Source organism: Mesorhizobium sp. WSM4842 (genome assembly GCF_055901575.1).
The window spans coordinates 2,193,738-2,206,565 of sequence record NZ_CM148372.1 but is presented as its reverse complement, the minus strand read 5'-3'; the positions used below and the strand labels follow the sequence as shown (position 1 = coordinate 2,206,565).

Below are 12,828 nucleotides of genomic sequence, written 5' to 3'. Positions count from 1 at the left end.
CACAGGCGAACCGAAGCGGGCGATCTCGTCGCCCGCACCGGGTGATCTGACCGGCTCTTGCGAGCCGTCAGATCACGTAGGATCGGAGAGGCTCAAAGCCGTTGAAGGCGACCGAGGCGTAGGTCGTCGTGTAAGCGCCGGTGCCCTCGATCAGCACCTCGTCGCCGATGGTCAGCGACAGGGGCAGCGGATACGGCGTCTTCTCGTACATCACGTCGGCCGAATCGCAGGTCGGGCCGGCGAGCACGCACGGAGCAGTCTCGGTGCCGTCATGCGCGGTCACGATCGGGTAGCGGATCGCCTCGTCCATCGTCTCGGCGAGACCGCCGAACTTGCCGATGTCGAGGAAGACCCAGCGCACATTGTCGTTGTCGGCCTTCTTCGAGATCAGCACGACTTCCGATTTGATGACGCCGGCATTGCCGACCATGCCACGGCCCGGTTCGATGATCGTCTCGGGAATCGCGTTGCCGAAATGCTTGCGCAGTGCCGAGAAGATCGCCTGGCCATAGGCCTGTGCCACCGGCACATCCCTGAGGTAACGGGTCGGGAAGCCGCCGCCCATATTGACCATCTTGAGCACAATGCCTTCCTCGGCGAGCGTCGCGAACACCTTTTTGGCGTCACCGAGGGCGCGGTCCCAAGCGGTCAGGTCGGTCTGCTGCGAGCCGACATGAAACGACACGCCATAGGCGTCGAGGCCGAGCGTCCTGGCATGGCGCAGCACGTCGACCGCCATCGCCGGCACGCAGCCGAACTTGCGCGACAGCGGCCATTCGGCGCCTTCGCCGTCGGTCAGCACGCGGCAGAACACACGGGCGCCGGGTGCAACGCGGGCGATCTTCTCGACCTCCTCGACGCAGTCCACCGCGAACAGCCGGATGCCGAGCTGATAGGCGCGCTGGATGTCGCGCTCCTTCTTGATGGTGTTGCCGAAGGAGATGCGGTCCGCCGGCGCACCGGCGTCCATCGCCATCTCGACTTCGGCAACGGAAGCGGTGTCGAAGGACGAGCCCATCGCAGCAAGCAGGCGCAGGATTTCCGGCGCCGGATTTGCTTTCACCGCATAGTAGATTTTCGAATCGGGAAGCGCCTTCTCGAAGGCGCGGAAATTGTCGCGCACGACGTCGAGATCGACGACGAGGCAAGGGCCGTTCGGACGTCGGGTGGCGAGGAAGTCAAGGATGCGCTGGGTAGCCATCGGGGTCTCTCCATCAGCGCCTTTCGGCGCGCACAAAGGCTGCGGGACGCGGGTCATCGACCTCGCGAACACGCGGTGGACAAAGGCGGGACGTCAATCCATGGAACCAGCCGGTGGAGACCCCGGAACCATGAAGCGCCGTCTCGCGGCGGTGAACCTTGGCCTTGCCCGGCCTCGGTTCGCTTTGTCTGCCTTGGCTTGGATGGGAGACCCGTCCGCACTGCCGGCAATGAAGGTGTGCCTCTTCAGTAACCCCGGTCTTTGGACGACCGGCAGAACACCAGAAAGGCCCGCACCGTCGTTGCTTCAAGGTGTCCTCGGTCTGGCGGTTGGCCGCTAAACCGACTGGAGGGGTTAGCTCCAGTTACCTTACCGATATCCCTCACCATTTTGAGGATCGGCGGACACCCACAGGCACGTGCGACTTTGGGCAAGCGCGATATAAGAGCGAAGGGTTTCACAATCAATAAAAATCGTATGGCAGGTTGTAAAATTCCTGGCACCGAACAATGTTGCAACAACTGTATCCGGATATCGAACGCATGACAGGCACTCGCGGCCCCCTGAACGCTTTTCTCGACCTCGACGATATCCCGGTATCCAATGCGCAATCCGGCCTGCTTGCCGGCCTGCGGCTGGCCGTCAAGGATATCTACGACGTGGCCGGCTACCGCACCGGCTGCGGCAATCCACAGAAATACCAGGAGGCTTCACCCGCTTCGGCGACAGCGCCGGCCGTCCAGGCGCTGCTTGATTCGGGCGCGCGCTTCGTCGGCAAGACGCAAACCGACGAGTTGGCCTTCTCCCTGATGGGGCTGAACGCGCATTTTCCGTCGCCGGTCAATCCAGCAGCGCCGGACCGCATCACCGGCGGCTCGTCCTCCGGTTCCGCCGCCGCGGTCGCCGGCGGGCTGGCCGACATCGCCATCGGATCCGACACCGGCGGCTCGATCCGCGCGCCGGCAAGCTTTTGCGGCCTGATCGGCCTCAGGGTCACGCATGGCCGCATCTCGCTCGACGGCACCATGCCGCTGGCCCCCTCCCTCGATACGTTCGGGTGGTTTGCCAAGGATATGGCCACCTATGACAAGGTCGGCGCGGTGCTGCTTGGCAATGATCTGCATCGCGACGAATTGCAGAGTCCGCTCGCCCTGGATGTGCTGGACGGGCTCGTGCTCGGCCCGCGGGAGGCGGATGAATACCGCGGCATGGTCCGCCATGTCTCTTCGGTAATGGGCACGCCGCGGGTCATTGCGCCGCTCTCGCATTCCACCGACGAACTTTACTGGTGCTTCCGCACGCTGCAGGGGTACGAGGCGTGGCAAAATCATGGTGCCTGGATCTCGCAGGGTGACCGGATGCTCGGCCCCGGCGTCAAGGGGCGTTTCGAGCATGGCGCGACTATCGACGTCGCGATCGCGCAACGTGAAACGGAACGTCGCGTTTCGTTTCGGCTTGAACTTGTCGACCTGCTTGGCGATGACGGCGTCCTTGTGCTGCCGACCGTTCCGGGTGCCGCCCCGCTCAAGACCGATTCCTTCGATGATTTGCAGACCTATCGCGAACGCGCGCTAAGGCTGCTGTGCCTCTCCGGCCTGTCGGGCTTTCCGCAGATCAGCCTGCCGCTGGGCCATGTCGACGGCGCCCCTTTCGGCCTCTCGCTGCTCGGACCTGAGAACAGCGACCGGCAGTTGATGGCGCTTGCCGCGCGCATCCTTTCAGCCCACCAAAGGAGCGCATGACATGGATACGCTGACCCGCATGCGCGCCTTCATCGACGTGGTCGAGGCCGAAGGTTTTTCGGCGGCAGCGCGCAAGATCGGCCGCTCCAAGGCGCTGCTGTCGAAATATGTGCGCGAGTTGGAGGACGAGCTCGGCGCGTTGCTGCTCAACCGCACCACCAGGCAGTTCTCGCTAACCGAGGCCGGCCACACCTATTACCGCCGCGCCTCGGAAATCGTCCGCGAGGTCGACAGCCTGGCCGATGCGGTGCGCGAATCCTCCGGCGACGTGCGCGGCAGGATCAAGCTGTCGGCACCGCGCACTTTTGCCGACGCACCGATCGGCCAATCGCTGATCGACTTCGCCAAACAACATCCCGACATCGTGCTCGACATTCATCTCGACGACCGCTTCGTCGATCTGGTCGAGGAAGGTTTCGATCTCGCTGTGCGCATTTCGCGGCTGGAAAGCTCCTCGCTGATCGCCAGGCGTCTGGCGCCGTTCTCGGTGCGGCTCTGCGCATCGCCCGAGCTGATTGCCAAGCACGGCATGCCGGTGCGGCCGCAGGACCTTGGCCGCGTGCCCTGCATCATCGACACCAATGGCCGCTGGCTGACCAACTGGCCGTTCAAGGGCGACAGCGGCGACACGGTAACCGTTTCGGTCTCCGGTCCGATCGAGGTCAACAGTCCGATGGCGGCAAGGGCCGCCGCCGTGGCGGGATTGGGATTTTCCATCCTGCCGGATTTCATCGCCGCGCCCGACATCGAAAGTGGCCGGCTAGTGACCGCGCTGAATGACCGCATCCTGCCGGGTGGCGGCATCTTCGCCGTCTATCCGCACCGACGCTATTTGCCTGCGAAAGTTCGCGTCTTTGTCGATTTCCTGGTGCAGTGGTTCAAGACGATTGACAATGCATGAGCTTTTAGCCGCCGGGAGTCCCATTTTCGCCCCCTTTCTGGTAACTCTCGATATTTACCCAAGCTGATGGAATCGCGACCGAGAATGCACCTGAAACGGCAAGCAATCATGATGGCTTCGGCCATGGCGGCGACATTTGCCACGGTCGGGCCAGCAAATGTGCATCCCCACGTCTTCGCCGAGGCTCGCCTCGAAGTGATCCTCAGCCCGGATCACCAAAGTGTGAAGGCCTTGCGCCATGTCTGGCGCTTCGACGATTTGTTTTCGAGCACGGTGATGATGGAGTTCGATAAGAATTCCGACCTGAAGCTCGACGACAAGGAGCTGAAGGAAGTCGCCGACACCGTCCATGCTTCGCTGGCGGAGTTCAATTACTTCCAACTCGTCACCGTCGACGGCAAGGACGAGGCGATGAACCCGCCGCCGCAGCTGATGGCGAATTTCGACAACGACCAGCTCATCATCCTGTTCGAATCCGAACCGAAGGCGCCGACCAGGCTGGCCGGCAAGATCGATATCGGCGTCTATGACCCGACCTTCTACACGGCGATCGATTTCACCGAGGACGCGAATCTGCAGGTCGCCGGCTTGCCGTCGACATGCACGAGCAAGGTCGTTCGTCCCAACCCCGACGAGGCGCTCGCCGAGAACCAGAAGACCCTGACGGACGCCTTCTTCAACGATCCGACAGGCACCGATATGAGCAAGATCTTTGCGACCAAGCTCGAACTGAACTGTCAGCCAGAAGGATAATCCGGTGACGAAACCGTCCCTGCGTTTGGCTTTCGGCCTTTTGGCAGCCGCCCTTGTGATGACGCACGTCCTCGGCTCCGCCCACGCACAGAGCTCGCTCGGCATCGGCACCAATGACGGGATAGCTCCCACCACCGGGCCGTTCGCCCATATCCTGATGTGGATCAATCTGCGTCAGCAGGAATTCTACCGCGCGCTTGCCGGCGCGATGAAGGCAATGCGCGAGGATGGCGGCAAGCTGTGGTTGCTTATCGGCCTGTCCTTCGCCTACGGCATTTTCCATGCCGCCGGCCCCGGTCACGGCAAGGCGGTGATCTCGTCCTACATGGTGGCGAACGAAGTCGCGCTCAAGCGCGGCATCATGCTGTCCTTCGTCTCGGCCCTGCTGCAGGCGCTGACGGCGATCCTCGTGATGATGCTCGCCTACTTCGTCCTGCGCGGCACCACCATATCGATGACCGACGCGGCATGGTTCCTCGAAGTCATGAGTTTTGTCTTCGTCACCCTGTTCGGCGCCTGGCTTTTGTGGCGCAAGGCCGGCCCCGCTATCCTTCGCCTGTTCGGCGCGAACCCTGCCTACAGCCTGTCGGCGGCCCATGCCGGCCATTCGCAAACAGGCCACTCACATTCCGCCGATGCTCATTCGGCGCATTCCCATGCGCTTCACGCACATGGCCATGATGGCCACGACCATGATCATGGCGCACACGACCATCACCATGACCATGGCGGGCACGATCATCATCACCATGCGGGCGAGGTCTGCGAGACGTGCGGACATTCACACGCGCCCGACCCGGCGCTGCTTTCCGGCGACCGCTTCGACTGGCGCACCGCCTGGTCGGCGGTGGCTGCGGTCGGTATCCGCCCCTGCTCGGGCGCGTTGATCGTGCTGAGCTTTGCCATGCTCAACGGGCTGTGGTTCGGCGGCATCCTGTCGGTGCTGGCGATGGCGCTCGGCACCGCGATCACGGTCTCGATCTTGGCGACGCTGGCGGTGACGGCCAAGAACTGGGCAGTCTATTTCGCCGGTGACGGCCGCATGGGTAACCGCATCCATTCGATCGTCGAGATCGGCGGCGCAGCCTTCGTGTTTTTGTTCGGGTTGCTGCTGTTGTCGGCCAGCCTGACTGGCGGATAGCGCCTCGATCGGACGCGCAGCCTCCAAACTGAACCAGGAATTGTCGACCTCGGCGCCGCCCCTCATCGCCCTGCCGGCAACGCCGGCCATTGGCGAAATCACCGATGAGAGCGCCCCTCGCCCCGTTTACGGGGAGAGGATGCCGGCAGGCAGGTGAGGGGCAGCACCGAGATCGGCAATTTGTGTGTCGCCGCTGGCCCGAATATCGACACCTAACCCGCGATCTTCCCATCCAGCTCGTCCTCGATATGGGCGCGGATGATGTCGTCGAAGCTGGTTTCGGCGGCAAAGCCAAGCTCCCTCGACCGCCGCGCCTCGAACCGTGTCGGCCAGCCCTTGACGATCGCCCAGATCGTATCGTCGGGCTCCTCGCGGATCAGTTTCACCGCCTTGGCGCCGGCAATGCGTTCCAAGGCCTCGATCTGCTCGCCGACCGTGACGGCGACGCCGGGCATCGTCAGATTGCGGCGCGGCCCGACGGCGCTGCCGTCGATCCCTGCTGCGTGGATCAAAAAATTCACCGCCGAGCGCGGGCTGGCGTGGGTGTGCACGACAGAGCGCGGCACCGGCAATATTGCTTCCTGGCCGCTCAACGGCTCGCGGATGATGCCGGAGAAGAAGCCCGAAGCCGCCTTGTTGGGCTTGCCCGGCCTGACGCAGATGGTCGGCAGCCTGATGCCGATGCCGTCGAAGAAGCCGCGCCGCGTATAATCGGCGAGCAATGCTTCGCCCATCAGCTTCTGCGTGCCGTAGGAGGTTAGCGGCGTCGGGTGGAATTCGTCGGGGATGATGTCCGGAAACGGTGCGCCGAACACGGCGATCGACGAGGTGAAGACGACGCGCGGCGCAAACCCCGCCAGCCTTATGGCATCGAACAGCGCCCTTGTGCCGTCGAGATTGACGCGATAGCCGAGATCGAAATTGGCTTCCGCCTCGCCCGACACGACGCCGGCGAGATGGAAGATCACGTCGGGGCGCGACGCGACCAGCCGTTCCATCCCGCCCGCCGCGGCGAGATCGCCTGTATGGATGGTGACGCCGACGCCTTCCAGCGCCGGCGCCTGCGGCGGCACGATATCGTGAAGGTCGAGCGCGGCGATCTTCCGGCCGCTGAGCGTTCCGTCCTTCGCCAGCCGGGCGATGAGCTTGCGGCCGACCATGCCTGCCGCGCCGGTAATCAAAATACGCATATCAATGATCCTTTTTGCGCTGGCTGCGGCCACGCAGCCAAAACACGACGAAAATGGCCACCATGAAGACAGCGGCAATTACAGCGGCAAGAATGGTCGAGACACGGCCGGCCGCCAGCATCACGGTTGGCAAATAGTAGGCGGCGATGCCGAACAGCAGCAGCACCCAGAGGGCGCCTATCGCCGCGTTGCGCGTGTCGCGATCCATCACGCGGCCCTGACGCGGCGGGAATTCATCAAGTTCGTTATCAATGCCATGGAACTCCCGGTATCAGTGATAGTGGCCATGATGCGGAGCCGCATCGTGCGCATGGTCGTGCTCGCCATCGTGGCCATCATGGCTGTCGGCGCAATGGCCGAATTCCGGTTCTACGGTGGCGTGGGCAATGCCATGCTCGGCGGCAAGCCGCTTCTTGATGGCGCTGACCGCCTTGTGGGCATCTACGCCATCGTAGAGGCAAGCATGCAAGGTCGCCATGTTGCTTGACCCGTCGAGCGACCAGACATGCATGTGATGCACCTCGCGCACGCCCTTGACTGTCGCTTCTATGTCCCTGGCGATCAGGTCGCGATCGAGGCTCGCCGGCACGCCTTCGAGCAGGACATGGGCTGCTTCGCGCATCAGCGACCAGGCCGTGGACAGGATCAGCAGCGAGACGAGGACGGACAGGATCGGATCGATAGGCGTCCAGCCCGTTGCCAGGATGACCAGCGCAGCTATGATCGCCGCCGCCGAGCCAAGCAGGTCGCCGAGCACGTGCAGGATGGCACCGCGCATGTTCAGGCTGTCGCGGTCGCCGCCATGCAGCACGAAGAAGGAGCCGATATTGACCAGCAGACCGGCGATCGCGACGACCAGCATCGGCCCGCCGAGCACGGGCGCAGGCGTCAGCAGGCGTTCCCAAGCCTCATAGATGATCCACAGCGCAATGACGAAGATGGCGATGCCGTTGGTATAGGCGACCAGCGTTTTGACCCGGCCGAAACCATAGGTGAGGCGAACGGTGGCCGGCCGGCCGGCCAGATGAAAAGCATACCAGGCGAGACCGAGCGCGATACAGTCGGCGAGCATGTGGCCGGCATCCGCCAGCAGCGCCAGCGATCCGGTGAAGAGACCGCCAAGCGCTTCCACGACCATGAAGCCGGCGGTCAGGCAGGCTGCGATCAGCACCCGTTTCTTGTCGGTCGAGCCGTGCACATGACCGGCGCCGTCGCTGTGGTCATGCCCTTGCGAACCATGGTCATGCGCCATCTGCAAACTCCTGTTAGAGCCTGATCCATCCCGGCAGAATCAGGATGGAGGCTCAATCTCGTTTGACCATGATCTTGCCCGAATCCGGCCTCCACTTTTCGGGATCATGATCCGTCTTGTTTGACCATGATCTTATCCGAAAACCGGCCTCCACTTTTCGGGATCGTGGTCAGGCGCCGAACTCGGCGCGGAAATACTCGAGCCGTCGCTTCTGGCGACCGTCGCCATCGAAATTGGCCGGATCGAGCCATGCCTCATAGGCTCTGCGCAGTGCCGGCCACTCCTTGTCGATGATCGCGTACCACGCGGTATCGCGGTTTTCGCCCTTGACCACAAGATGCTGGCGGAAAATGCCCTCGAACTTGAAGCCGAAACGTTCGGCCGCGCGCTTCGACGGCTCGTTGCGGTTGTTGCATTTCCATTCGTAGCGGCGATAGCCAAGCTCATCGAAAATGTATTTCATGAACAGGAACTGCGCTTCCGTCGCCGCCGGCTTGCGCGAGATCAGCGGCCCCCAATAGATGTTGCCGATCTCGATCACGCCATGGGCCGGATCGATTCGCATCAGCGTCTGGCGTCCGGCGACCTTGCCGCTGGCCTTGTCGATGACCGCGAAGAACAGCGGGTCCTCGCTGGCTTCGGCCTTGTCCAGCCATGGCTGGAAGGCGGCGCGGGTCTGCGGTGGATAGTCGAACAGCCAGGCGAAACGACCATCGACGTCAGGCACCGACGACGCCTCGAACAGGCCGTCGCCGTGCTTTTCGGCGTTGAGCGGTTCCAGCCTGGCATAGCGCCCCTCCAGGACTTTGCGTTCGGGCCGCGGGCGCGGTTGCCAATTCTTGAGGTTTTCCGACACCCAAAGCTCCAATCCGTTTGACTTTTGCGAAAGGACGCTCACAAAAACGCTCGCTCGGTGAAAGAACCACACGGACGGGAAAAATGCTCCACACGATTTCGGCCTTCGATCGTCTCGGCGAGGAAAACGCCTTCGCGGTGCTGGCTCGTGCCACCGCGCTCGCCCATCAGGGCCGCGATATCGTCAATCTCGGCATCGGCCAGCCCGACTTCAAGACGCCGCAGCACATCGTCGAGGCGGCGATCAAGGCGCTGCGCGACGGCCACCACGGCTATACGCCGGCTAACGGCCTGCTGGCGACACGAGAAGCGGTGGTGCGCCGCGCGCTGACCACCACCGGCGTCGAGGTTTCGCCCGAGGCGGTGATGATCCTGCCCGGCGGCAAGCCGACCATGTTTGCCGCGATCCTGATGTTCGGTGAACCGGGCGCCGAGATCCTCTATCCCGATCCCGGCTTTCCCATCTATCGCTCGATGATCGAGTTCACCGGTGCTGCTCCGGTACCGGTGCCGATGCGCGAGGAGAACGGCTTTGCCTTCTCGGCGCAGGAGACGCTGGCGCTGATCACGCCGAAGACCAGGCTGCTGATCTTAAACTCGCCGGCCAACCCGACCGGCGGGGTCACCCCCCGCGCCGAGATCGAGAAGCTGGTCAATGGGCTGGAAGCGCACCCTGATGTCGCCATCCTCTCCGACGAGATCTACGACGTGATGACCTATGACGGCGAGACGCATTGCTCGCTGCTCAACTTTCCCGAGATCCGCGACCGGCTGATCGTGCTCAATGGCTGGTCGAAGACCTGGGCGATGACCGGCTGGCGCATGGGCTGGTCGATCTGGCCGAACGGCGACAAGGGCGCCCACCTCTACGATAAGGTGCGCAAGCTCGCGGTCAATTGCTGGTCATGCGTCAACGCGCCGAGCCAGTATGCCGGTATCGCGGCCATCGACGGTCCGCAGGACGACGTCGACAAGATGATGCGCGCCTTCGACCGCCGTAGGAAGATCGTGGTCGAAGGGCTGAACGCCTTGCCGGGCGTTTCCTGCATCACACCGAAGGGCGCGTTCTATGCCTTCCCCAATGTCTCAAAAACCGGCTGGAAGGCCAAGAAGCTGGCGTCTGCCCTGCTTGAGGATGCCGGCGTAGCGCTGATCGGCGGACCCGATTTCGGCATCCTGGGCGAAGGCTATATCAGGTTGTCCTACGCCAATTCCGAAGAGAACATCCTGCGCGCGCTGGAGCGGATCGAGGCGTTTCTGGGCAAGTGAGAACAAGCGCATTACCCCGAAATCGGAATCGATTTTCGCGGAGGCGCAAATCAAAGTGCTACGGCGTCCTTTGCGCCCGATAGAACGCGCGGCACTGTCTCAACGAGGAGATCGCTGTCGTCGGCGATAGAATTCACGACCGAAGAAAGGTGACGTCAGATGTTTTATGCCATCCTCGCCTATCACGTTGAGGAAGTGATCACTGCGCTGACTCCGGACGAGGATGCGGCGCTGATGACCGACCTGCTCCAGATAAACGAACGGCTATACCGCGAAGGCACGCTTGGCCCGGCGGCGCGGCTCGGGGCGACCCAAGACGCCTGTACCTTGCGCGGGCCGGGCGCCGGAATGGTCATTGACGGACCCTTCGCCGAGACCAAGGAACAATTGTTGGGGCTCTACGTCGTCGACTGCGCCACGCGCGATGCCGCGATCGCGATTGCGCGCGACCTTCGCCGCGTCAATCCGACCGCCGTCTACGAAATCCGCCCCATTTCGCTGTATCTTCCCGGCGTGCCGCTTTCGGTTATGCAGTCCTAGCCAAAATTGATCGCGGCCCGGCCGGGTCCCCGCTGCTGCGCAGCGTCCAGGCGTTCGCCGGCCTTCATCGTGCCACTGGCACGATGAATTCGCTTACGCGAACCAACCGCTCACCCTCGCCCGACATACGGCATCTTCGTCGCCATCACTGTCATGAACAGCACATTGGCGTCGAGCGGCAGGCTGGCCATATGGACGACGGCATCGGCGACCTGCTGGACATCCATCACCGCTTCGGCGGCGATAGAGCCATTGGCTTGCGGTACCCCGACCGTCATCGCCTGCGCCATGTCGGTCAAGGCGTTGCCGATGTCGATCTGGCCGCAGGCGATGTCATAAGGCCGGCCGTCCAGCGCCAGCGTCTTGGTCAGCCCGGTAATAGCGTGCTTGGTCGCGGTATAGGGCACTGAGCCCGGACGCGGCGCGTAGGCAGACACCGAGCCGTTGTTGATGATGCGGCCACCCATCGGCTGTTGCCTGCGCATGGCGCCGAAGGCGGCGCGGGCGCACAGGAACGAGCCGGTGAGATTGACCCCGACAACTTCGTTCCACACCTCGACGGGAATCTCGTCGATCAATGTCGACTTGTAGCTTGTGCCGGCATTGTTGAAGAGCAGGTCGACACGGCCGAAGGCCGCCGCCACCGTCTCGAACATCTCGTCGACCTGATCGGCCTTGCTGATGTCGCAGGCGACCGCCAGCGCCTTGGCTTGTGTAGATCCGGCATCGGCGATCGCCTTGTTCAGCACCGGCTTGCGGCGTCCGCAGAACACCGTGTTCCAGCCGGCCCTGAGCAGCGCCGTAGCGACGGCTTTGCCGATGCCGGTGCCGGCGCCAGTGACGATGGCTGTTTTGTAGTCTGTCATAACTGTCCTCCTGCAGCGCCGCGTGTCCGCAAAGGACGCCATAGCACCTTGATATCGAGCAATTTGATTTTGTGCATGATCGCTTCCAAAAATCGATTCCGATTTCGGCTCATGCGCTAACGGCATCGACAAAAGGGCGGCCATTGGCGGCCGCCCTGATCTGAACCGGCTTGGGAGGAGGAAAGCCGATCCGACTACCTAAAATCATGCGCTTCCTAGGTAAACGAGACATTAACGCGAGAGCGGTGCCCGGATTCCCGCTCTCCGCGGCCCGGAAGCCTACCAGCGCGAACCGGCGGTTGCCTTTCCCGACGCCGGCACCCCTGACTCCGGCACCTCTGGCGCCGGCACTTTTGCCGCCGACACCGTCGCCTCGACATGGTCGAGCAGTGCATCGGGCAAGCTGAGGCGGCCGGCGAGCAGATCGAGATAGCCGCGTTCGGCACGTGTATCCAGATCGATGGCGAGGCGCGAGGCGGTGTAGAGCTCGAGCTTCTGCGCGTCGGTTTGGGCGCCGGCGACCAGCGTATCCAGGTCGAGCGGCGTTTCCAGCTCAGACATCAGGAATTTCTCAGCGTCGGAGCCGATGCCCGCGAGGCTGAGCTTGCCGGCGATCTTTTGCCGTTCGTCGTCGTCGATATGGCCGTCGGCCTTCGCCGCCGAAATCATCGCCCGCACCAGCGTCAGCGTGAATTCGTCCTCGCCTTGCGGCGCTTGCGAGGGATGGAAGCTGGTGTCGGCGGGCGGCGGCAGCAATTCCGGCGAGCCGGCTGCGGCCGTCTCCGCAGGCGCCTTGCCGTTCTTGTAGTTCTGGTAGGCCTTGTAGGCGAGGCCGCCGATCACGGCCAGGCCGCCGAGCTTCACCGCAGTGCCGGTGACCTGACGGCCAGCGCCGGTTCCGAGCAGCACCGCGGCCAGCGCGCCGGCCGCCAGCGGATTGTCCTTGGCCATCTGCATCGCCTGACCCCCTTTGTCGCGGACGGTCGACCCCGTTCCGGGAATTTGCGAGCCGAGCAGATCGTCGAGGAGCTTCTTGGGATCGAACATCAATGCCTCCAGAATTGGCCCGGCCGAACGTGGACGGGCAGGTTTTCGGACGTTGAAGAGGTAGGCCCCGC

General features: G+C 63.2%; 13 protein-coding genes. 6 read left to right on the top strand and 7 right to left on the bottom strand.

Annotated elements, in window-relative coordinates; all coding sequences use genetic code 11:
• Positions 1 to 67: 67 nt before the first annotated feature.
• The gene (gene odc2, locus AC0NIE_RS10605) at positions 68 to 1,201 is read right to left on the bottom strand and encodes an ornithine/lysine decarboxylase (RefSeq protein WP_473486448.1); all 1,134 of its coding nucleotides are present in this window, start codon (positions 1,199 to 1,201) and stop codon (positions 68 to 70) included.
• Positions 1,202 to 1,743: 542 nt separating this feature from the next.
• On the opposite strand from odc2, the gene AC0NIE_RS10600 reads away from it, so the two are divergent.
• The 4 genes from AC0NIE_RS10600 (at position 1,744) to AC0NIE_RS10585 (ending at position 5,738) form a co-directional block, all read left to right on the top strand.
• A complete protein-coding gene (locus tag AC0NIE_RS10600) occupies positions 1,744 to 2,943 on the top strand; it encodes an amidase (RefSeq protein ID WP_473486447.1) in 1,200 nt (399 codons plus the stop codon).
• A 1-nt stretch (position 2,944) separates the two neighbouring features.
• Entirely contained in the window at positions 2,945 to 3,844 is a 900-nt protein-coding gene (locus tag AC0NIE_RS10595; protein WP_473486446.1) for a LysR family transcriptional regulator, read from the top strand.
• A gap of 84 nt (positions 3,845 to 3,928) precedes the next feature.
• Positions 3,929 to 4,597 carry a DUF1007 family protein gene (locus tag AC0NIE_RS10590; RefSeq protein ID WP_473486445.1) on the top strand — a complete coding sequence of 223 codons (669 nt, stop codon included), beginning with the start codon at positions 3,929 to 3,931 and terminating at the stop codon, positions 4,595 to 4,597.
• Positions 4,598 to 4,601: 4 nt separating this feature from the next.
• On the top strand, positions 4,602 to 5,738 hold the full coding sequence (locus tag AC0NIE_RS10585; protein ID WP_473486444.1) for a nickel/cobalt transporter: 1,137 nt from the start codon (positions 4,602 to 4,604) through the stop codon (positions 5,736 to 5,738).
• Positions 5,739 to 5,950: 212 nt separating this feature from the next.
• Here AC0NIE_RS10585 and denD read toward each other — a convergent pair whose 3' ends face one another.
• The 4 genes from denD to AC0NIE_RS10565 all read right to left on the bottom strand — a co-directional run bounded on the left by denD (position 5,951) and on the right by AC0NIE_RS10565 (position 9,036).
• Positions 5,951 to 6,928, bottom strand: a complete 978-nt coding sequence (denD, locus tag AC0NIE_RS10580; protein ID WP_473486443.1) for a D-erythronate dehydrogenase — start codon at positions 6,926 to 6,928, stop codon at positions 5,951 to 5,953.
• Between the two features lies 1 nt (position 6,929).
• Entirely contained in the window at positions 6,930 to 7,136 is a 207-nt protein-coding gene (locus AC0NIE_RS10575) for a hypothetical protein (RefSeq protein WP_123149641.1), read from the bottom strand.
• Positions 7,137 to 7,199: 63 nt separating this feature from the next.
• Positions 7,200 to 8,180: a cation diffusion facilitator family transporter gene (locus tag AC0NIE_RS10570; RefSeq protein WP_473486442.1), complete on the bottom strand. Its 981-nt coding sequence runs from the start codon at positions 8,178 to 8,180 to the stop codon at positions 7,200 to 7,202.
• Between the two features lie 169 nt (positions 8,181 to 8,349).
• Complete coding sequence (locus AC0NIE_RS10565) at positions 8,350 to 9,036, bottom strand: GNAT family N-acetyltransferase (RefSeq protein WP_473486441.1); 687 nt, start codon at positions 9,034 to 9,036, stop codon at positions 8,350 to 8,352.
• Positions 9,037 to 9,119: 83 nt separating this feature from the next.
• Here AC0NIE_RS10565 and AC0NIE_RS10560 point away from each other — a divergent pair, with 83 nt between their 5' ends.
• Both AC0NIE_RS10560 and AC0NIE_RS10555 read left to right on the top strand, forming a co-directional pair.
• Entirely contained in the window at positions 9,120 to 10,304 is a 1,185-nt protein-coding gene (locus tag AC0NIE_RS10560) for a pyridoxal phosphate-dependent aminotransferase (RefSeq protein ID WP_473486440.1), read from the top strand.
• Between the two features lie 159 nt (positions 10,305 to 10,463).
• Positions 10,464 to 10,844: a YciI family protein gene (locus tag AC0NIE_RS10555; RefSeq protein ID WP_473486439.1), complete on the top strand. Its 381-nt coding sequence runs from the start codon at positions 10,464 to 10,466 to the stop codon at positions 10,842 to 10,844.
• A 110-nt stretch (positions 10,845 to 10,954) separates the two neighbouring features.
• Here AC0NIE_RS10555 and AC0NIE_RS10550 read toward each other — a convergent pair whose 3' ends face one another.
• Both AC0NIE_RS10550 and AC0NIE_RS10545 read right to left on the bottom strand, forming a co-directional pair.
• Positions 10,955 to 11,710: an SDR family oxidoreductase gene (locus tag AC0NIE_RS10550; RefSeq protein ID WP_473486438.1), complete on the bottom strand. Its 756-nt coding sequence runs from the start codon at positions 11,708 to 11,710 to the stop codon at positions 10,955 to 10,957.
• A 279-nt stretch (positions 11,711 to 11,989) separates the two neighbouring features.
• On the bottom strand, positions 11,990 to 12,757 hold the full coding sequence (locus tag AC0NIE_RS10545; protein ID WP_473486437.1) for a tellurite resistance TerB family protein: 768 nt from the start codon (positions 12,755 to 12,757) through the stop codon (positions 11,990 to 11,992).
• Between the last annotated feature and the right edge of the window lie 71 nt (positions 12,758 to 12,828).